Origin of the sequence: Vibrio sp. Y58_MX_L22 (assembly GCF_024181865.1) — a bacterium.
Taxonomy (GTDB): Bacteria; Pseudomonadota; Gammaproteobacteria; order Enterobacterales; family Vibrionaceae; genus Vibrio; species Vibrio alginolyticus.
Window position 1 is genome coordinate 1 of sequence record NZ_JAMZAN010000010.1, and the last position, 20,987, is coordinate 20,987.

The window sequence follows — 20,987 nt, forward strand, 5'->3', positions numbered from 1 at the left end:
AGTAATTGCGGACCGGATATGGAAAGGACTAGAACGAAAAAAGGCTTACGGATTTCTCCATAAGCCTTCTGCAATATGGTGGCCCCTCGCAGACTTGAACTGCGGACCAATCGATTATGAGTCGACTGCTCTAACCACTGAGCTAAGGGGCCTTAATAGGACAACGATTATAGGGGAAGCGTTGCAAGGTGTCTAGATACCAACTAGGGCAATTGCGCTTAGTTTTTATCCACTTAGAACAGTAGATAATAAAAAAGGTGACCTAAAGTCACCTTTTTTGATTTCTAAAAGCTTGTATGCGCTGCGATTATTCGTCTAGGAAGCTGCGCAGAGTCTCTGAGCGGCTTGGGTGACGAAGTTTACGTAGTGCTTTTGCTTCGATCTGACGGATACGCTCACGAGTAACGTCGAACTGCTTACCAACTTCTTCTAGAGTATGGTCAGTGTTCATGTCAATACCAAAACGCATACGAAGTACTTTCGCTTCACGTGGCGTTAGACCTGCAAGCACGTCTTTTGTTGCCACTTTAAGGCTAGTTGCTGTTGCAGAATCTAGCGGAAGTTCTAGCGTTGTATCTTCGATAAAATCACCTAGATGCGAATCTTCGTCGTCACCGATTGGTGTCTCCATTGAGATAGGCTCTTTAGCGATTTTTAGAACTTTACGAATCTTGTCTTCTGGCATTTGCATGCGCTCTGCCAGTTCTTCCGGTAGTGGCTCGCGACCCATCTCTTGCAACATTTGACGAGAGATACGGTTTAGCTTGTTGATCGTTTCGATCATGTGTACCGGAATACGAATCGTACGTGCTTGGTCCGCGATTGAACGAGTGATAGCCTGACGGATCCACCACGTTGCGTAAGTCGAGAACTTGTAACCACGACGATATTCGAATTTATCTACCGCTTTCATCAGACCGATGTTACCTTCTTGGATCAGATCCAAGAACTGTAGGCCACGGTTGGTGTATTTCTTAGCGATAGAAATTACAAGACGCAAGTTCGCTTCAACCATCTCTTTCTTCGCACGGCGAGCTTTTGCTTCACCGATAGACATACGACGGCTGATGTCTTTAATGTTCTGTACGTTTAGAGAAGTCTCTTCTTCAATCATTTTTAGCTTAGCGATTGAACGACGGATTTCTTCTTCGTTACGTTTGATCTTTTCAGCGTATGGCTTGTCTGAAGCAAGAACTTCATCCAACCAAGCTTCACTTGATTCATTACCAGTGAACAGCGCGATGAATGATTTCTTCGGCATTTTGCCGTATTCAACGACAGACTTCATGATCAGGCGCTCTTGAGTACGAACGCGATCCATAGCAGTACGCAGTTCATTCACTAGGTGATCAAACTGTTTAGGCGTTAGACGAAACTCGCGGAATACGTCTAGCATCATTTCATTAGCAACGGTTGCTTTCGGGCTGTTATAGCCGTACTCGTTGATTGCTAATTGAAGATTTTGATAGGTGCTGCGTAGTTGGTTGAATTTCTCTAGCGCTAATTCTGGATCGATACCTACATCTTCTTCAGAATCATCTGAATCGTCATCGCTATCTTCGTCGTCATCAACGTCTTCATCGTCTTCTTCTTCTAACTGAGATTCAGTCAGTTCAGAACCGATGTGTGTTGCCGTTGGTGCAGCGGTGTCGTCAGCATCTGGATCTACAAAACCTGAAATTAGGTCTGTAAGACGTAGTTCTTCAGCTTGAACTTTGTCAAATTGCTCAAGAATGTACGGAATTGTGCCTGGGTATTCAGCAACAGACGATTGAACTTGGTTAATACCTTCTTCAATACGTTTTGCGATGTCGATTTCGCCTTCGCGAGTTAGAAGTTCGACAGTACCCATCTCACGCATGTACATACGTACTGGGTCTGTTGTACGACCAATCTCACTCTCTACGCTAGAAAGTGCAGCGGCTGCAGCTTCGGCTGCATCTTCATCGGTAATATTTGTGTCATCGTTCAGTGCTAAATCATCAGCATCAGGAGCAGTTTCTACTACCTTAATGCCCATGTCGTTGATCATCTGAATGATGTCTTCTACCTGTTCTGAATCTACGATTTCAGCAGGTAGGTGGTCATTTACTTCGGCGTAGGTCAGATAGCCTTGTTCCTTGCCTTTAATAACAAGTGACTTTAGCTGTGACTGCGGATTGTGATCCATAGACGGTATCCAACTTCGTAATCTGGTGAAGGAATCAGTATGCGAAATGCAAACCACTTACTATAACAAATTAAATCGTTGCTGACTAATTAAACAGGGTTACGCTTTTAAATCTAGCATAAGTGCTAGCAGCTCCCTTTTCTCTTCGGCTGATAAACCGACACTTCTTGCTTTGGCCTGCAGGTTTTCAATTTGTTTTTCTACGCACTGGGCAATAATTTTATCCAGTGAGTCTAAAAAGATTTCTTCTTGGTTGTCCTCATCGAGTGGAATGTCCCAACTCGCGAGACGAGACAGAAGGGTCTCATTTTGGCTGTTTCGCCAATGCTCTAATAATTGGCCTGTGTTGATATGGGGATGCGCTTGGCATTTATCAAGTACATCAACAAATAAACTTAGACCAGGAATGGGCAAATCTCTAACGCTAGTTAGATCTGGCACCATACTTACGTATTGTGGGTTTTGAATCAGTAACGCGATCACTTCTCGCATCGGCGTTCGCTTGATTTCTTTATGAGGTTGAGGCCTTTTATCCTCTTTACCTTGTTTTGAAATTAGCTGCTGTAGTTGGCGTTCATCAACCAAACCCAAACGGCGGCCAAGCAATTCTCTCAAGTATAGTCTTAAAGTGCCGCCAGGGACTTTATCAATGAGAGGAACCGCAAGAGTACTCAGTTTTGCCATGCCTTCTTTCGTGCTCATATCGACCTGCTGAGTCAATGAGCTGAACATGAATTCAGACAAGGGCATGGCATTAGACACTTGCTGCTCAAATGCTTGTTTTCCGTTTTGTCGGATATAAGAGTCGGGATCTTCTCCATCCGGCAAAAACATGAATTTTAACTGGCGACCATCCGTTAGGTAAGGCAATGCATTTTCCATGGCACGCCACGCGGCTTCACGGCCTGCGCGGTCACCGTCATAACAACACACGACGGTGCTTGTTTGCCTGAATAACACCTGCAAGTGATCGCCCGTTGTCGAGGTTCCCAATGAGGCAACGGAATAATCTACGCCATATTGAGCAAGCGCGACAACATCCATATAGCCTTCAACCACTAAAATTTGTGGTGGCTCACGATACGCTTGTAGTACTTCATAAAGGCCATACAACTCTTTACCTTTATGAAATATCGGGGTTTCGGGTGAGTTGAGATATTTTGGTGTCCCATCACCTAATACTCGACCACCAAAGCCTATTACTCGGCCGCGTCTGTCTCGAATAGGAAACATCACTCGACCACGGAATCGGTCGTAGCGGTTGCCTTTATCGTTTTCAATCAACATGCCGCCTGTGACGAGCATGTCTTGGTTTTCTTTATTCTGGCCAAAGTTCTTACGAACTAAATCCCATTCATCAGCCACATAGCCGATGCCAAACTTCTGGACGATTTCACCAGACAGGCCACGATCTTTTAGATACTCAATCGCCACCTTACTTGCTGGCTGTTTGAGTTGGTTACGATAAAATTGAGCAATGCTGCCCATTAAGTCGTATAGGTTACGTTTTTCACTGCTGCTTGCTTGTGGGCCTGATTTAAACGAACCATTACCGCCGCTACGTTGTTCGCGAGGAACATCTAAACCCAAGTATGAAGCGAGTTCTTCAATGGCTTCGACGAATTCTAGTCGGTCGAATTCCATCAAAAAATCGATGGCATTTCCATGCGCGCCACAACCAAAACAATGGTAGAACTGCTTTTCTTGACTGACACTGAATGAGGGTGTCTTTTCGTTGTGGAAAGGGCAGCATGCGCCGTAGTTTTTGCCTTTTTTCTTAAGTTTCACACGTGCGTCGATGATATCGACAATATCAAGTCGAGCTAGAAGGTCATCGATAAAACTGCGAGGGATGTGTCCAGCCATAAAACCTAACAAAAAAAGAAGATGATGAGTGGAGTGAATGCCTTAAAAGAATGAGCGTATTGCCCATTGATTTCATTCCATCCATCCAGATACAAACAAGCCGTGCGCTCCAAAGGATAGCACGGCTTGCTGCAATTGGGTGGGGTACCTTAAGCCAATTTAGCGCGAACTAAACCGCTTACTTTACCCATATCTGCACGCCCTTGAATTTGCGGTTTCAGAACGCCCATTACTTTGCCCATGTCTTGCATGCCAGCTGCGCCAGATTCAGCAATCGCGTTCTCGATGAGAGTCGCTACTTCTTCGTCTGTCAGTGGTTGAGGCATAAAGTCCTCAAGAACGGTAATTTCTGCTTGTTCCGCATCAGCAAGATCTTGACGACCCGCTGCTTCAAACTGCGCTACAGAATCGCGACGTTGTTTAACCATCTTGGTCAATACTGCAAGAATGTCGTCATCGTTCAGAGTAATCTGTTCGTCAACTTCACGTTGCTTGATTGCTGATAGGGCTAAACGAATAGTACCAAGGCGCAATTTGTCCTTGGCTTTCATCGCTAATTTTTGCTCTTCTTTGAGTTGATCAATCAGAGCCATAACTAAATTCCTTTTGGAGCTCAGTTATTAGTACAGGCGAACGCGACGAGCGTTTTCGCGAGCTAGCTTCTTAGCGTGACGCTTTTGAGCTGCTGCTTTAGCGCGTTTGCGAACTGTAGTTGGTTTTTCGTAGTGCTCACGACGACGCACTTCAGAAAGGATACCTGCTTTTTCGCAAGAGCGCTTAAAACGACGTAGAGCAACGTCGAACGGTTCGTTTTCACGTACTTTAACTACTGGCATATGCCTTTCACCTCAGGGGTTATTCGTTAACGCTGGTATTCAACAGACCAAATCACAATTGTTAGGTCTCTTACCAGCTTGATCAAAAATGGTGCGGAATTTTAATCCGATCACAACTACTTTGTAAAGCCTTTTGTCGATTATTGTCTGTACAAAATTTGTTTGCAGCACCAAGGCGAGGTAATATGACGCCCAAATTTCCTCTATACAGAAAGCATACTGAGAAAACCATGCGCATTATTGGTATTGAAACCTCTTGTGACGAGACTGGCATCGCAATTTATGACGATGAAAACGGTCTCTTGTCACACAAGCTATACAGCCAAGTAAAACTGCACGCAGATTACGGCGGTGTGGTGCCTGAGTTGGCTTCACGTGACCACGTAAAGAAAACCATTCCTCTTATTAAAGAGGCACTAAAAGAAGCGAACTTAACTTCAAAAGACATCGATGGTGTCGCGTATACCGCGGGGCCTGGTCTTGTTGGGGCGCTATTAGTGGGTGCGACTATCGGTCGCAGTATTGCTTATGCTTGGGGAGTGCCAGCGGTACCTGTTCATCATATGGAAGGTCACCTATTGGCCCCAATGTTGGAAGATAACCCTCCACCGTTCCCGTTTGTGGCGGTATTAGTATCGGGCGGTCACTCTATGATGGTGGAGGTGAGAGGCATCGGTGAGTACAAAATTCTAGGTGAGTCGATTGATGATGCGGCGGGCGAAGCGTTTGATAAAACAGCGAAGCTAATGGGTTTGGATTACCCAGGCGGTCCACTATTATCTAAACTGGCGGAAAAAGGTACACCGGGCCGCTTTAAGTTCCCGCGCCCAATGACGAATGTGCCAGGTTTGGACATGAGTTTCTCTGGCCTAAAAACCTTTACGGCTAACACGATTGCTGCAAACGGTGATGACGAGCAAACTCGCGCGGACATCGCATTGGCATTTGAAGAGGCTGTGTGTGCTACGTTGGCTATTAAATGTAAGCGCGCGCTTGAGCAAACAGGCATGAAACGCATTGTTATTGCTGGTGGTGTGAGTGCTAACCGTCGTTTGCGAGCTGAGTTAGAGAAGTTAGCGAAGAAAGTTGGCGGCGAAGTTTACTACCCACGTACTGAGTTCTGTACAGATAACGGTGCGATGATCGCTTACGCAGGCATGCAGCGCTTGAAGAATGGCGAAGTGGCTGATATGTCAGTAGAGGCTCGTCCACGTTGGCCAATTGATCAACTAACACCTGTCGCTTAATCAAATTTATGCAGTAAGTTTGAAACCGGTTCTGTGTAATAAAGGTCTCTGCTCCTCAGAGGCCTTTATTTTTAATTATTCAATGAACCGCCTCGTTTTACATTCTGACTGATGCGAGCAGTTCGCTATTGTTTCAGTGCTAGGATGACGTGGAAGAATAAGAAATGGATATAACAATGAATAAGTTTGAAATTGAAGGTCAGCAACTTGCTTATCTAGATAAAGGTGAGGGCCCTGTGCTTTTATTTGGTCATAGTTACCTTTGGGATAGCCAAATGTGGGCGCCGCAAGTTGAGGTTTTAAGCCAGTCATTCCGTTGTATTGTGCCAGATCTTTGGGCACATGGTGAATCGGACGCTGCACCTGCATCGACACAGTCATTGGCCGACTATGCACAACATATGTTGGCATTGATGGATCATTTAGATATCGAAGAGTTCTCGATAGTGGGCTTATCTGTTGGCGGCATGTGGGGAGCAGAGCTAACGGCTCAAGCGCCGCAACGTGTTAAGTCACTGGTATTGATGGATACCTTCATTGGCTGGGAGCCAGAAGTTACGTATAAGAAGTATTTTGCAATGCTTGATACCATCAGCCAAGTCCAAGCAGTGCCTGCGCCAATTATTGAAGCCGTTGTGCCGCTGTTCTTTGCCAACAACGTCAATCAGGATAACCCTAAACTTGTCGCTTCATTCAAACGCAGTTTAGAAGACCTGAATGGTGAGCGTGCGGTGGAAGTAGCTCGCATAGGGCGCATGGTGTTTGGTCGCCGTGATGTGATTGAGGATTCGGAAAAATTTGCTCTGCCGACGTTAATTGCAGTGGGCTGTGAAGATAAACCCCGTCCAGTTTTTGAATCTTATTTAATGAAAGACTGTATCACAGGCAGTGAGTTGGTGGAGATTCCTCAAGCGGGACACATCAGTTGTTTAGAGCAACCTGAGTTCGTCAACCAGATGTTGTTGAGCTTCCTGAATCGAGTTCATGCGTAACCAATACATCCTTCTTTAAACGAAAAACTCGGCATTAAGCCGAGTTTTTTTGTGTCAGTTTTTTCTCGCCGATTTTTGGCTCGTCGCCAGACAAAAGCCGACGAATATTTTGATGATGCTTAAATACGATTAAGCAGCACAGCATAGCAACAGGTAACGTGTATTGCGGTTTAAACATCCAAGTATAAAACGGAGTGACCAAAACCGTGACGAGAGCCGCTAAGGATGAATAGCGGAATAGCGCGGCTACTGACAGCCAAGTTAACATTACCAATCCTGTTAAGTCCAAACCAATCGGAGCGATAGCGCCAAGCGCGGTTGCGACACCTTTTCCGCCTTTAAAGTGGAAAAAGATGGGGTACATGTGGCCAAGACAGGCAGCAATGGCGATGACGCCAAGAATGATAGGGTCGATACCAAGAAAGTATCCGCCCCACACGGGGATAGTGCCTTTGAGCATATCGCACAACAAGACTGAAACAGCGGCTCCTCGTCCGCCAATACGCAATACGTTCGTTGCTCCAGGATTGTTAGATCCCACACTGCGTGGGTCTGGCAGTTTTAAGAGTCGACAGATCAAAACCGCACTGGAAACCGAACCTAATAAATAGGCGGCCATTGTCATTATCAGTGCCAGTGCGTCCATAGAAGTCCTTGATGGATTGGAATTTAATGCTCGGTTCCCGCGTAGTTGCTATCATACCCCGAATTTACATAATGCAGAAATCCTCACTGTGATAGAGCTTGCATTATGTGATTTCTTGTATATAAAGATGCTTTCGCAGTTTATACCTAAGTAACATTGTGATGACCAAAGTAAATGTTACTTAGGTATAGAATACTACGATCAAATTACCCCTCACGGGTATCCGACCTCTGTAATAGAAGGACATAAGATGGCTCTGGATAAAGTTTTTATTGAACAGTTAGAAGTAATCACCACCATTGGCGTGTACGACTGGGAACAACAAATCAAACAAAAGTTGGTTCTGGATATTGAAATGGCACACGATAATAAACCTGCGGGCAAAAGTGATGATGTGCAAGATGCACTGGATTATTCGCAGGTGAGTGAGGCGGTACTTAACCACGTTGAAAATGGTCGTTTCTTACTGGTCGAGCGCGTGGCTGAAGAAGTAGCAGAGCTTATCATGCTGCGTTTCTCAGTGCCTTGGGTGAAAATCCGCCTAGCGAAGCCTGGCGCCGTGCCACAAGCACGTGCTGTTGGTGTGGTGATTGAGCGAGGCCGAGCATGATCACCACCTATATCGGTGTTGGGACGAACGTAGAAAGAGAGCAACATGTGCTTGCTGCGTATCAGGAGCTGCAACGGCTTGGAGAAAATCTCCTCGTATCACCGATATATGAATGCGAACCTATTGGTTTTAGCAGCAAGAATTTCTACAACTTTGTCGTTGCAATGCGTACCGAGTTGTCATTAGAAGAGTTGAGCCATCAACTACGCGAGATTGAATTTAAGTGGGGACGCGAAGAAAACGCGCAAAAGTATCAGGATCGAACACTGGATCTCGATATAGTGTTGTTCGGTGAGCGCGTCTCCAAGAAAAAACCTGAGCTACCTCGCAGTGATATCTACAAATATCCTTTTGTCACAAAGCCGCTGTATGATCTCGAACCGCAATTAGTGATCCCAGGCGATGGACGCACAGTCGCAGACATTTGGCATGCTATGCAGCCAGTCGATTCGCTCAAACCCGTTTCCTTTCATTTTTAATTTGAGTTGTTTACATGAGTTATTTTGAAGCCTTTATTTTGGCTCTGATTCAGGGGCTGACAGAGTTTTTGCCTATCTCAAGCTCTGCCCATTTGATCCTGCCTTCCGCTATTTTAGGATGGGAAGACCAAGGTCTGGCCTTTGATGTTGCTGTTCACGTCGGTACATTAATGGCTGTCGTGATCTATTTTCGTCATGAAGTAATCACTTTGTTTCAAGCGTTATTTGCTTCGATCTTTAAAGGAGATCGCAGTAAAGAAGCTAAATTGGCTTGGATGATCGTGATTGCGACAATTCCAGCTTGTGTGTTCGGCTTATTGATGAAAGACATCATTGAAGTGTATCTACGTAGCGCTTACGTCATCGCGACTACCACGATCGTATTTGGCTTGTTGCTATGGTGGGTAGACAAAAACGCTGAACTCGTTGCCGATGAATACCAAACGGGTTGGAAGAAAGCTGTATTTATCGGTATTGCCCAAGCCTTAGCGATGATTCCTGGAACTTCACGTTCAGGGGCGACCATTACAGCAGCGCTTTACCTTGGCTTTACTCGAGAAGCGGCTGCCCGCTTTTCATTTTTAATGTCGATCCCAATCATTACATTAGCTGGTAGCTACTTAGGTATGAAGTTAGTGACCAGTGGTGAACCTGTCCATGTTGGTTTCTTACTGACTGGCATTATCACATCGTTTATCAGTGCGTACATCTGTATCCACTTCTTCTTGAAGATGATTTCACGCATGGGCATGACACCGTTTGTGATTTACCGTCTGATTTTGGGCGTCGGTTTGTTCGCTTTTCTATTAAGTGCATAATTGATGTTAACGAAAAACGCCCGTGAAATCCGCGGGCGTTTTTGTTTGTTCGTTACTTCTTAAGTGCTGCTTTCACTGCTTCAATACGTCGTTTTTCTTGCTCGTCACGAATCGCAGGGCCTTTAAAGCCCTCTTTGATTATGGTTTGAACGTCAACTGCCGCTGCTGCTTGGTAGGCTTGCCTAAAAATATCCGCCTGTGGATATGGTTGCGTTTCCAGTCCTTTACGACCAGCGTGATCCGCTTGGCAGCAAAGCAAGATATCTTGCAGACGTTCGGACTTACGCCACACATCAAGTTTATTGAGTATTTTAATTATGGTGTGTGGTTTAAGTTCAGCCGCGCGATGAATATTGGAGTGCTGTTCGCACACCATCAAGGCTAAATCACGAAACTCATTTGGTACCCGGACACGTTCGCACAGCTTTTTGATCAGTTTTAATCCTGTATGGCAATGCATTTTGTGGCTTGGCCATTCGCTCTCTGGCGTCACGCCTTTACCCAAGTCATGCACTTGGGCGGCAAACCTGACGGGGAGTGAGTTACTCAATTTTGCGGCTTGCTCTGCCACCATCAAAGTATGGATGCCAGTATCGATTTCTGGATGCCACTTCTCAGGTTGAGGTACGCCAAATAGTGCATCAATTTCAGGTAACACCACGGTTAATGCACCACAGTCTCGTAGAACCGATAAGAAAATATCAGGGCGAGGAGTAGAGAGAGATTTATGCCATTCTTGCCAAACACGCTCGGGAGTCAGTGTGCTCAGCTCTCCGGACTCTGCCATGTGACGCATTAACCGCATAGTTTCGTCGGCAACCATAAAGTCTAGATCAGCCAGCTTTGCAGCGAAGCGAGCGACACGTAAAACGCGTAGAGGGTCTTCAATAAAGGCGTCTGATACATGGCGTAGCAGTTTATCGTTGAGATCTTGCTGGCCACCATATGGGTCATGGATCGTGCCATCACTCTCCATTGCCATCGCGTTAATGGTTAAATCACGACGTATCAAATCTTCTTCTAAGGTGACGTTTTGATCGAAGAAACATTCAAAGCCAGTGTAACCAGAACCTGACTTTCTCTCTGTTCGTGCAAGGGCATGTTCTTCTTTACTTTTGGGATGCAGAAATACAGGAAAGTCTTTACCAACGGCGGTGTACCCTTGGGACAACATCATCTCAGGCGTCGCGCCTACGACCACCCAATCGTTGTCATAACTATCAATTCCGAGCAATTTATCTCGAACAGCGCCACCTACTAAATAAACTTGCACGAATTACCTCTTAATTTATGGATATGCCGTTGGACATTGTAGCAAGCAATGGTACTTTTCTTTACTCCCGAGAGTAGATGCGGCTATGTTTATATTATATCTGACTATTCTCAGGTGGTTTTTTAGCTGGAGAGCCTAATGTATAAGGACTTTTTTGGGTTTGTCGAACAACCATTTTCGATTGTTCCAAACTCACGTTATTTGTATTTAAGCCAACGTCATAAAGAGGCAATCACACATCTCCAAGCTGGGCTAGGCGATGGCGGTGGCTTTGCTATGCTTACTGGCGAAGTAGGTACAGGCAAAACGACTGTCGCAAAAGCGATGCTGGCGAATTTGGGTGATAACACCAAAGCGGGTCTTATCCTCAATCCCACGTTTTCGAGCAGAGACTTGCTCGAAGCCATTTGTGATGAGTTCAAAATCACCTATCCGCCAGACGCAAACCTCAAACAGCTAAACCAGGTTATCCATCAATATTTGCTGCGTAATTATCGTTCAGGTTGGCAGACATTGCTGGTCATTGATGAGGCTCAACACCTTGCTGCCGACGTTCTAGAGCAGTTGCGCTTGTTGACCAACTTGGAAACCGATACCAGAAAACTGCTCAAAGTGTTGTTGGTCGGGCAGCCTGAATTGCAGCGGTTATTACAAACAACACAACTACGCCAACTTGCCCAGCGTATTACCGGGCGTTATCACCTGTTGCCGTTGGATGAAAAAGAGACAGAAGATTACATCGCATTTCGACTACATACAGCAGGTGGCGACCAGCAACTGTTTAATCGTGCTTCTTGTAAACTTATAGCCAAATACAGTCACGGTATACCGCGGCTCATCAACCTTATCTGTGACAAATCCCTCAACATTAGTTATCACCAGGGTAATGTGGTTGTGGATAAGCAAACCGTTCAGCAGGCCTGTGAAGAGGTGATGCAGTTTCAGGCAGATATTTATCAGCAAGATAAAAAAGAGCGCCGGACTTTCCGTTGGCCTGCTTGGGGCTCTGTCACAGTAGGCCTTATTGCTGCATTAAGTACGGGGTGGGCGGTCGTGAATTATATGCCAGCTCAAGCGACGTCAGTGTTGACACAAGTGACGGAGCCAAGAGTAGAGCCAACACCAACCGTCGTCAGCCAACAGTTAACGGATGAGCAGCGTGATTTATTGTTAACACAAAAACAGTCGAACCTCGCTGTAAATGATTTGTATCGTTTGTGGGGATATCAAGCATCGGTTCGCGATAATCTTTGTTTGTCAGAACCGCAGTCGACTATGCGTTGTGAGCGTAAAATGGCGACTTGGCCGCTGTTGATGCAACAAAATCGCCCTGTGATCTTGGAGTTGAATTATCAAGGTGATGTTGGGTATGTCATTCTATATGCCGTCGGTAATGATCAAGCTGAAGTGCTCAATGGTAAGCAGCGTCTCCGTCTGCCAGTTTCGTGGCTAAAGCCGTTGTGGCAGGGCAATATTATCGAACTGTGGCATGCTCCGCTGAATGAAACATTACGTTTAGACATGGAAGGCCCTGCGATTGAAGTATTAGACCGATTATTAGCAGAAGCGGTGAGTGAGCCACTGCTTGAAACGTCTATTTTTGATGGTGCGATGAAAGAGCGAGTCGAATTATTTCAACGTTGGCAAGGAATTGGTGTCGATGGTATTGCAGGTAAGCGAACGCTAGACCGACTTCAGCAAAATGTTCAGCCAGATGCGCCTCAACTGGCGAGAATAGAAAAGGAGGACGCATAATGTCAGCTGTGAAACATATAGGTCTGTTCTTGCTGCCAATCACTGCTTCTGCTATTGGAGTCGCTTGGTACTTAGATCTCTTTGCACCGAGTGTTGAAGTAGATACAACGTCCCCGATAGAAAAGGTCGAAGTGGTATCACCTTTCAAAGTATTGGACTATCCAGAGAACACCCAGTTGGCCCAATTGCCAAGAGAGTGGCCAAGTGCAGAGCTATCGCGTGATTTTGGTACATTTACCACCCCCGATGAATACACGAGCCATACACCAAGCAGAGATGAAACACGCAACTCAGCATCAACCCAAACGACTTCTGCTGCTGAAGAGGACCTCGGGTTGTCTTTGGATGATCTGGATTTATCCTCATTATCTCCTGATTTAGCTAGGAAGGTCGAAAATGCCTTATCCCGAGATGATGACAATTCATCATCACAAACGGCACGCGTGAACGATTTAGAGCGCAACGCTCACCAGTGGCAAGGGCGTCTACCTGCGCTTAATTTGCAAACCCATATGTATGCTAGTGATGAAAATCGCCGTTGGGTGAAAATTAACAATGTTGAGTATCATCAAGGGGATGTCGTTGATGATCAGGTCACTCTAAGAGAAATACAACCGCAAGCTGTGATTGTTGAGTTCCAAGGTGAGCAAATTCGTATACCAGCGTTGTATGAGTGGAAAGGGTAACTCTTGTAGAAACACATCAAGCCAGCGAAATCATATCGCTGGCTTTTTATTTTTCAGAGCATCTTTTGCATCTTTTGCATCTATTCTGGTGATGATTTTTAGATACTCAAACAAGCAAAATATAGCTTTTCTCAGTCGTTTAAATAGCACCAATATCATTCATCTATTGATAGCGCGATTCCAGTCAGCGTTGTGTAAAAAGACACCATCTTCACGAACTTCGGAGTAATGACTTGGTCCACGTTAGACCCCATCACATAATAGGAGTCTAAACAGAGACACATGCGTATTCTGATTTTTTCTTTAAGTATTGTTGCATCGACAAGCTATGCAGCAAAGCCAGACCCATTCCCAGTTACACCAGATAGTCGCGGGCAAGATTTCATGGTCAGTGCGACGAATCCTTACGTGAGCAGTACCGGTTACTCAATATTGAAAGAAGGCGGTAACGCTGTTGATGCTATGGTCGCGATGCAGATGGTGATGTCTGTCGTTGAGCCAGATATGACCGGAGTTGGCGGCGGGACTTTCGCGCTGTTTTATCAACATGACGAGAAAAAATTTCTGGCCCTTGATGGTCGAGATGAAGCGCCCTCTAGCGCGAACCCTGAAATGTTTGTTGAGAATGGGGAAGTACTCAGTCGCAACGAAATATTAGGCCCTCGTTCTGTTGCGGTTCCGGGCACGTTGCGGTTGCTTTACACCACTCATGAACAATACGGCAAGTTGCCATGGGCAGAGCTGATTAAGCCGGCGATTACATTGGCGAGCAATGGGTACGCGATGAACAGCTACACCTACGACATCGTAGTAAGAGAGCAAAGCCGACTTGAGCAAGATCCGGAAGTGAAAGCCTTGTATTGGCAAGGGGACGATATTAAGCCGACGGGAACCTTGATGAAGAACCCTAAGATGGCTGAGACGCTGAGGAAGATCGCGCAACAAGGCGATAGTTACCTTTATGGTGGTGAGCTTGGTCAGCACATCGTAGAGACGGTTAATAGTCGTATTGACGACCAACACGAGAAGTTGTCTTTAGAAGATTTTAAACATTACCAAGTGAAGCAGCGTGACATCATTGAGAGCGACTACCGTGGGAATAAAATCGTCTCTTTTGGTTACCCAGCTTCGGGCGGTGTGATGGTCGCTCAGAGTCTTGAACTGCTTGCACCCTATGACATTGCCCATATGGCGAAAACGGATGTGGAACCTTGGCGTCTCATGACTGAAGCGATGCGAATTGCAAAAGCCGATCGTATTGCGTATGCCGGAGATCCGGATTATGTGGAAGCGCCAGTTGAACAGTTGTTGTCTAAAGCCTATCTAGATCAGAGACGTGATTTAATCCCCGATAATGGCACTTCAAAAGAGGATCCAAAAGCAGGACAGATAACGCAAACTCAGTATGCGCAATATCAAGGCTTCGAGAGCAAAGATACAGGGCATATTTCTATCGTCGATAGAGATGGAAATGCAATAGCAATGACTAGTACGGTAGGAACAGGTATGGGCTCGGGTGTGATGGTCGATGGCGTTATCTTGAACGCGCAGATGGCTAACTTCTCACCTCAGCCAACTGTTAACGGTAAACCAACTCAGAACTCGATTGAAGCGGGTAAGCGTCCACGTTCGGCTATTACGCCATTAATGGTGATGGACAGTGATGATAACTTGCGTTTGGTGGTTGGGTCACCAGGTAGTTCACAAATCCCGGGGTATGTACTCAAAACCGTGGTTGGGGTGCTGGATTGGAACTTATCAGCGCAAGAGGCTATTGACTTACCAAACATCCAGTATGGCACTAAGATAGACCGCACCAAGTCTTATGACCCGACTGGTTTGCTGGTGGAAAAGAAAACGTTCGCAGAAATGTTGGTGCCTGAGTTTATGGAGCTTGGCTACCCAGTGCACGTTATTCCAGTGGTAAGCGGTTTGAATGCAATTGAGCTAAAAGATGGCAAGCTTTATGGCGCAACGGATCGTCGTCGAGCCTCTAGTTCAATGGGGGAGTAGTACTCACTTCTATCAAACGAAGCAAACTAAAAAGCCAGTCAATATCGACTGGCTTTTGCGTTCTTTTTAAAGATAAAAGCGTAAGGGTTTATGCCCAACCCGCAGGAGAGCGCTTTCTACGAGGCATGACATGCGGAAGAATCAAACCAAATAGTAAACCTAAACCTGCGACACCGCCGCCATAAGTGAAGTACTTAAGCAGCATGTCATCTTTTTGTGTATCCAGTTTTGCGCGTAGCTCGCGGTTTTCTGTTTCAACAGAAGTAAGCTGATCACTGATCTCAGAGTATTTATTTTCTAGATCTGAAATTTGTTGGTTACGTGTTTCGAGAGAGGTAACAAGACCGGCTTTCTCTGCATCAGAAGTTTGACGAGCATTAGCAAGCTGCTCTTTGACTTCGGCTAGCTCTTTCTCAATGCGAGGAAGGCGAATTGCCATGCTCTCTTGGTTTGTCACAAACTTGCTTTGTACCCAACCAGTGCGACCACGGTCATCACGAACTTGCGTGTAGCCAGTATCTCGGTTGGTTTTAATCAGTTGTACTTTAGAACCGGCGTTAACACTACCAATAATACGGTAGGTGTTATTTGGACCTGAGTGCATAAAAGTGAAGAGGTCATCAGAAATATAACGGTCTGCTGCTAGGGCCGCTGGCGCTGCTAGCAAAGTAAACAAAACCGTGATGATTAGTTTTTTCACAGTAAATCCCTTAACGATTTTTCTTGGAGACAGCGTTGGCACCGAATGATTGGAGCCGGAAATAGACGAATAGTATGCAGTTTCAAACCTCGGTGCAACAAAGAAGGGAGGCAAAGCCTCCCTTTCTGTGCGTTTGAGTCAATAATGACAAAGCGCTTACATTCTATTGACGAGTGTCTTAAGCGAACATCGCTTGAAGTCCGTAGAAGAATACTACGGCTAATAACGCACCCGCTGGTAGTGTAACGATCCATGATGCCACGATGTTACGAACTACGCCTAGGTTCAGTGCTGCGATACCACGAGCAAAGCCAACACCGAGAACCGCACCAACCAATGTTTGAGTGGTTGAAATTGGCAGGCCTGTACCAGACGCTAGAACTACCGTACATGCTGTTGCTAGCTGTGCTGCAAAACCGCGGCTAGGCGTTAGCTCAGTGATGCCTGTACCAACGGTTGCCATTACTTTGTGACCCAGTGTTGCAAGACCGACCACGATACCAATACCACCAAGAGGTAGAATCCACCAAGCGATGGTGCTTTTCGTGCTGATTTCGCCCATGTGTTCAACAGTCGATACGACAGCAGACAGTGGACCAATGGCGTTTGCAACGTCGTTTGAACCGTGTGCAAATGCCATCGCACAAGCGGTGATAACCATCAGAACGCTGAAGATACCTTCCACGCCAGAAAAGCTGCGGTCTTCTTCGCGATTAGCGAATTTTTTCTGGATGTATACGTAGCCGCCAATCATCACAAGTGCTGAAACTGCTGCTGCCCACATCCAGGCTTCACCATTGGTCAGGTGAAGACCAACGTGTTTTAGACCTTTTTTGATGGTTACAAGTGCAATCACCATTGTTGTGATGAACATGTAAACAGGTACAAAACGTTTCGCATTAAACAGAGGGTTCTCTGTATCAAAAATCAGGCGTTGTGCGCTGACAAAGATAACGTAAGCAAAGAAACCTGAAATCACTGGCGTAATAATCCAGCTACCAACAATGCCTTGAACGCTGCCCCAGTCAACCGCTTCAGTACCTACTGATACGCATGCAAAACCAATGATTGCACCGATGATTGAGTGAGTCGTTGATACTGGCCAGCCCATGTAAGAAGCAAGAAGCAGCCATGTACCTGCTGCTAAAAGCGCAGACATCATGCCGTAGACAAGAACATCTGGTTGACTAGCAAATAAAGAAGTTTCGATTACACCTTTACGGATAGTGTCGGTTACTTCACCGCCTGCAAGGTAAGCACCTGCAAATTCGAAGATCATCGCAATGATGATAGCTTGTTTTACAGTTAGCGCTTTTGAACCTACAGATGTACCCATCGCATTAGCAACGTCGTTCGCGCCAATACCAATCGCCATCATGAAACCAAAAATCGCTGCAACAATAATCAGGACAGTGCCGTAGTTCGCAAGGATATCCATCGTAATACCTAGTTGTTTTATAACAAGCGGAACAAAATTTTACGCGCGCCAAACCATAAGACGATGAAAATAGTCATCGTCCCTATGACACGTGTTAATTATGCTCTTCGTTATGTCGTTAACTTTATGTTTTAAGATCGAGATAGCATGACTTCCAAACGAGCACCTACGCGCTGCGCTTGGTCGGCAATACCACCTACCCATTCAAGAATCTTGTACAGGAACATGACATCGATAGGGTTCATGTCAGCTTCAATCACCATCAACTGTTGGCGAAGTTCAATCTGCATGGCATCGGTATCATCTTCGATAACGTCTAATTGATGAATCATTTCAGCGACGAGCGTCACTTCACGGCCTTTGAAGCCGGTTTCTAGCAATTCATCAAGTTCATTGATTACCTTTTGCGCCTGATCGGCAGCATCAAGACAACGTTGAACGTAAGCGAGGAAGTTTGGTTGGAGAGCCTCAGGGATGACAAGTTGACGACCATATACACGGCCAGCAATGTCTTTTGCCAGGTTTGCAAGTTTGTCCTGTTGAGTCAAAAGCTCAAGCATGTCAGTACGGTCGACTGGCATGAACAAACCGCGAGGCAGTTTTAGACGGATTTCACGTTTCAGCACATCCGCTTCTTTCTCTAGGTGAGAAATTTGTGCACGGATTTCTGCTGCTTTTTCCCAATCACCCTTTGAAGATACTTCAAAGAATTTCACCAAGTGTGAACAACATTCGTTGACACACACAACGTGGCGTTGCAAAGGCTTAATTGGGGACTTTGCAAATAACCCCATAATTGTATTTACTGGCATGGTCATTCAACCTAATAACTATAACCTTAAAAAAACATACACCATTTCTGAGTGCTTGGCGAAATGTTGAACGATGGCTATAAAGGCGCGCATGGTAACGCATTAAATCGCTCATTAAAACTGTTTTAGATCATCAATCCGGCGATATTTCTCTCTTGCCGTGTGAGAAATTACGCAATATCCTGTTTCTATCTGCTTTGAAAGGTATAGCTATGGAAACCGAAATAGAACTGAAGTTTTTTGTTTCTCCTGAATTTTCAGAAACTTTAAAAGAAAAAATTTCTGAGACAAAAGTACTTCAGCATAGTTGTCGTGACTTGGGTAACACCTATTTTGATACTGCCGATAAATGGCTTCGAAAGCACGACATTGGTTTAAGAATTCGCCGTTTTGATGATGTATTCGTCCAAACCGTAAAGACAGCAGGACGCGTCGTCGCAGGCTTACATCAAAGACCAGAATACAATGCTGAGCACACTAGCGACGAGCCTAATCTGTCGCTTCATCCTCTTGATATTTGGCCTCCAGGTAAAGATGCAGAAACGCTGCAATCCGAGCTTATGCCATTATTCTCGACCAACTTCACACGTGAACAATGGCTGATTGGCATGCCCGATGGCAGTCAGGTTGAAGTTGCCTTTGACCAAGGCTTAGTTGTAGCCAAAGGTGAAGACGAAGAAGAGAAGCAAGAGCCGATTTGCGAAGTTGAACTGGAACTTAAGTCAGGCCAAACCGAAGCTTTATTCACGCTGGCACGCAGCTTTTGCGAGCAAGGCGGTATGCGCTTGGGTAACTTGAGCAAAGCGGCGAAAGGTTATCGACTTGCAAGTGGTTATGCGGGTGATGAAGTAAAATCATTGGCACTTGTGGACAGTAGTCCGACGGATACCGTTGAATTTTGCTTGATCAACTCTTTAGAGCACGCTTTGTCTCATTGGCATTATCACGAGCAAATTTATGCTGAGCGTGACAGCGTGGAAGCACTGCGTGAAATCAGTAATGCCATTCGTTTCATTCGTCAAACATTGACTATTTTTGGCGGGATTGTCCCTCGTCGCGCGAGCGCGATTCTGCGCCAAGAGCTTAAATGGTTGGAAGAAGAACTGAGTTGGTTGGATGAGCATGCACACCTTGAAGAGCTCTTAGATGACAAAGGCAATGTGCTGCGTAAGTTGGATGCGCGTAAGTTCTTAGTATCTGAGCTGACTCAGCAGTTACAAGAGTTGCCAAGCCGTGAAGAAGTGCTAGGGTTGCTCAATTCCGCGCGTTACACAGGGTTACTGCTGGATCTAAGCCGCTGGATCTTAGCGCGCGGTTGGCAGCCATTTCTTGATGAAAAAGCACGTGAAAAAATGGCAAGTAACATCATGCCGTTTTCAGTTACTCAGCTCGATCGCACTTGGGCTGAGCTAATGGAAGCTTTCCCAGCAGAGCGCGATTTGACGGCGCAAGAGTACGTTGATCAGCGTTATCGCTTATTGCGTAATCTCTATACTGGTATTGGTTTCGCGAGTTTGTATAACTCGGATGAGCGTAACAGCTTCCGTTTGCCATGGGCGGATCTGGTGCATGGTATCGATGATCTGCTAATGCTGAACCACTTGCTCCCGTTGGTTGATATGCTGGAAGACGCAGAAAAAGAGCAGTTAGAACGCTGGTTGCACCGTCAAGAGCGCTCAATTTTGCATGCAATGGATCAAACCCGAGCGATCAGTGTGGAAGTTCAGCCTTATTGGCGTGAATGATCGTTCTGGTGATAAGAACAAAAAAATAGGACCGCATGGTCCTATTTTTTTGTCTCTGTTTTACGTTGTTGTAGCTCTTTTTCCATGAAATCGAGTCGTTCTAGTATTTGCGCTTGTTGGCTTAGGAGCTGCTCGAGCATACGTTCTTTATTGATTGAACTGTGCGTCTGTTGTTTCGTTGGGGCAGCAAGGATAGAGGTGATAAGACCCGAGATCATACCAAAGATACCCACCCCGCAAACAATGATGATGACAGCCAAAAACTTTCCTATGGAGGTCACTGGATAATGATCGCCGTAACCAACCGTTGAGATTGTTACAAATACCCACCACAAAGCATCGGCGCCAGTACGAATATTCGCTTCTGGGTTTTTCGCTTCGATAAACAGCATTGCACTAGAACCGAGTGTTATGAGGATAACCATCAATAGCAGTATAGAGGCGACCGTGGTTTCGCGGCGGTTTTCTTTGAGCTGATGCAAAATGAACTTTGACGAACGCAGTACTAATACCACTCGCATAATATGAAAAATACGAGCAAAGCGCAGGGGCTCTATCAATGGGATGCTCGCCACGAAATCTATCCAATGACGTTTAAGGAATAACCAGCGATCTGTGGACCGGATCAAATCAATGGTGAGCTGTAGTAGGAAAATACTACAGATTATGAAATCCAGACCGATAAGAACTTGACGGGTTTCGTGATCGATCGGGAAAAACAACAAGCCAGAGATCACAAATAGTGCCATAAAAGACAATATTAGTGACAACAGGCCCATCGGTCGTGTGCTGTCTTTGATATCATTGTTTTTCATACGAAGCTCAAAATAAATCGCGTAACCACGCAAAGCGCGAACATAACTATAAGTAATATAAAGATTATAGATAAAGACTATATAAG

19 protein-coding genes and 1 tRNA gene are annotated in these 20,987 nt (G+C 45.6%); 9 read left to right on the top strand and 11 right to left on the bottom strand.

The window, feature by feature from the left end; translation table 11 throughout:
• Positions 1-76: 76 nt before the first annotated feature.
• The 5 genes from NL626_RS19065 to rpsU form a co-directional block, all read right to left on the bottom strand.
• A tRNA-Ile gene (locus NL626_RS19065) sits at positions 77-152 on the bottom strand.
• A 155-nt stretch (positions 153-307) separates the two neighbouring features.
• The gene (rpoD, locus tag NL626_RS19070) at positions 308-2,170 is read right to left on the bottom strand and encodes an RNA polymerase sigma factor RpoD (protein WP_005395986.1); all 1,863 of its coding nucleotides are present in this window, start codon (positions 2,168-2,170) and stop codon (positions 308-310) included.
• A gap of 99 nt (positions 2,171-2,269) precedes the next feature.
• Positions 2,270-4,036 (bottom strand): DNA primase, encoded by a 1,767-nt coding sequence (dnaG, locus tag NL626_RS19075; RefSeq protein ID WP_253657652.1) that lies wholly within the window; start codon positions 4,034-4,036, stop codon positions 2,270-2,272.
• Positions 4,037-4,185: 149 nt separating this feature from the next.
• A complete protein-coding gene (locus tag NL626_RS19080; RefSeq protein ID WP_253657653.1) occupies positions 4,186-4,629 on the bottom strand; it encodes a GatB/YqeY domain-containing protein in 444 nt (147 codons plus the stop codon).
• A 27-nt stretch (positions 4,630-4,656) separates the two neighbouring features.
• Positions 4,657-4,872: a 30S ribosomal protein S21 gene (rpsU, locus tag NL626_RS19085; protein ID WP_001145625.1), complete on the bottom strand. Its 216-nt coding sequence runs from the start codon at positions 4,870-4,872 to the stop codon at positions 4,657-4,659.
• A gap of 230 nt (positions 4,873-5,102) precedes the next feature.
• On the opposite strand from rpsU, the gene tsaD reads away from it, so the two are divergent.
• Positions 5,103-6,119, top strand: coding sequence for a tRNA (adenosine(37)-N6)-threonylcarbamoyltransferase complex transferase subunit TsaD (gene tsaD / locus NL626_RS19090; RefSeq protein ID WP_005379854.1), 1,017 nt, complete (start codon positions 5,103-5,105; stop codon positions 6,117-6,119).
• Positions 6,120-6,295: 176 nt separating this feature from the next.
• Positions 6,296-7,111, top strand: coding sequence for an alpha/beta fold hydrolase (locus NL626_RS19095; protein WP_237306519.1), 816 nt, complete (start codon positions 6,296-6,298; stop codon positions 7,109-7,111).
• 34 nt (positions 7,112-7,145) lie between these two features.
• Here the strand turns inward: NL626_RS19095 and plsY are convergent, their stop codons facing one another.
• Positions 7,146-7,757: a glycerol-3-phosphate 1-O-acyltransferase PlsY gene (gene plsY, locus NL626_RS19100; RefSeq protein ID WP_005379857.1), complete on the bottom strand. Its 612-nt coding sequence runs from the start codon at positions 7,755-7,757 to the stop codon at positions 7,146-7,148.
• A 250-nt stretch (positions 7,758-8,007) separates the two neighbouring features.
• Between plsY and folB the strand changes: the two genes are divergently transcribed.
• The 3 genes from folB to NL626_RS19115 are packed head-to-tail and all read left to right on the top strand — an operon-like array spanning position 8,008 to position 9,664.
• Positions 8,008-8,367: a bifunctional dihydroneopterin aldolase/7,8-dihydroneopterin epimerase gene (gene folB, locus NL626_RS19105; protein WP_025768390.1), complete on the top strand. Its 360-nt coding sequence runs from the start codon at positions 8,008-8,010 to the stop codon at positions 8,365-8,367.
• Positions 8,364-8,846 (top strand): 2-amino-4-hydroxy-6-hydroxymethyldihydropteridine diphosphokinase, encoded by a 483-nt coding sequence (gene folK / locus NL626_RS19110; protein ID WP_005387457.1) that lies wholly within the window; start codon positions 8,364-8,366, stop codon positions 8,844-8,846. The genes folB and folK overlap by 4 nt, the downstream gene beginning before the upstream one ends.
• 14 nt (positions 8,847-8,860) lie before the next feature.
• Entirely contained in the window at positions 8,861-9,664 is an 804-nt protein-coding gene (locus tag NL626_RS19115) for an undecaprenyl-diphosphate phosphatase (protein ID WP_137281697.1), read from the top strand.
• A gap of 52 nt (positions 9,665-9,716) precedes the next feature.
• On the opposite strand, the gene NL626_RS19120 is transcribed toward NL626_RS19115, so the two are convergent.
• Positions 9,717-10,937 (bottom strand): multifunctional CCA addition/repair protein, encoded by a 1,221-nt coding sequence (locus NL626_RS19120; protein WP_253657654.1) that lies wholly within the window; start codon positions 10,935-10,937, stop codon positions 9,717-9,719.
• A gap of 138 nt (positions 10,938-11,075) precedes the next feature.
• On the opposite strand from NL626_RS19120, the gene NL626_RS19125 reads away from it, so the two are divergent.
• From NL626_RS19125 to ggt, 3 genes are all read left to right on the top strand, one after another.
• Entirely contained in the window at positions 11,076-12,692 is a 1,617-nt protein-coding gene (locus NL626_RS19125; RefSeq protein WP_033906082.1) for an ExeA family protein, read from the top strand.
• Positions 12,692-13,378, top strand: coding sequence for a general secretion pathway protein GspB (locus NL626_RS19130; protein ID WP_005387437.1), 687 nt, complete (start codon positions 12,692-12,694; stop codon positions 13,376-13,378). Before NL626_RS19125 ends, NL626_RS19130 begins: the two co-directional genes overlap by 1 nt.
• A 282-nt stretch (positions 13,379-13,660) precedes the next feature.
• On the top strand, positions 13,661-15,391 hold the full coding sequence (gene ggt / locus NL626_RS19135; RefSeq protein ID WP_253657655.1) for a gamma-glutamyltransferase: 1,731 nt from the start codon (positions 13,661-13,663) through the stop codon (positions 15,389-15,391).
• An 88-nt stretch (positions 15,392-15,479) separates the two neighbouring features.
• Here ggt and NL626_RS19140 read toward each other — a convergent pair whose 3' ends face one another.
• The 3 genes from NL626_RS19140 to NL626_RS19150 form a co-directional block, all read right to left on the bottom strand.
• Positions 15,480-16,091, bottom strand: coding sequence for a TIGR04211 family SH3 domain-containing protein (locus NL626_RS19140; RefSeq protein ID WP_005379900.1), 612 nt, complete (start codon positions 16,089-16,091; stop codon positions 15,480-15,482).
• 178 nt (positions 16,092-16,269) lie between these two features.
• Positions 16,270-17,529: an inorganic phosphate transporter gene (locus NL626_RS19145; RefSeq protein ID WP_005379898.1), complete on the bottom strand. Its 1,260-nt coding sequence runs from the start codon at positions 17,527-17,529 to the stop codon at positions 16,270-16,272.
• 131 nt (positions 17,530-17,660) lie between these two features.
• Positions 17,661-18,341, bottom strand: coding sequence for a TIGR00153 family protein (locus NL626_RS19150; RefSeq protein ID WP_005379896.1), 681 nt, complete (start codon positions 18,339-18,341; stop codon positions 17,661-17,663).
• A 212-nt stretch (positions 18,342-18,553) separates the two neighbouring features.
• Between NL626_RS19150 and NL626_RS19155 the strand changes: the two genes are divergently transcribed.
• Positions 18,554-20,086 (top strand): inorganic triphosphatase, encoded by a 1,533-nt coding sequence (locus NL626_RS19155; protein WP_253657656.1) that lies wholly within the window; start codon positions 18,554-18,556, stop codon positions 20,084-20,086.
• Between the two features lie 41 nt (positions 20,087-20,127).
• On the opposite strand, the gene NL626_RS19160 is transcribed toward NL626_RS19155, so the two are convergent.
• Complete coding sequence (locus tag NL626_RS19160) at positions 20,128-20,901, bottom strand: potassium channel family protein (protein ID WP_213967418.1); 774 nt, start codon at positions 20,899-20,901, stop codon at positions 20,128-20,130.
• Positions 20,902-20,987: the final 86 nt, after the last annotated feature.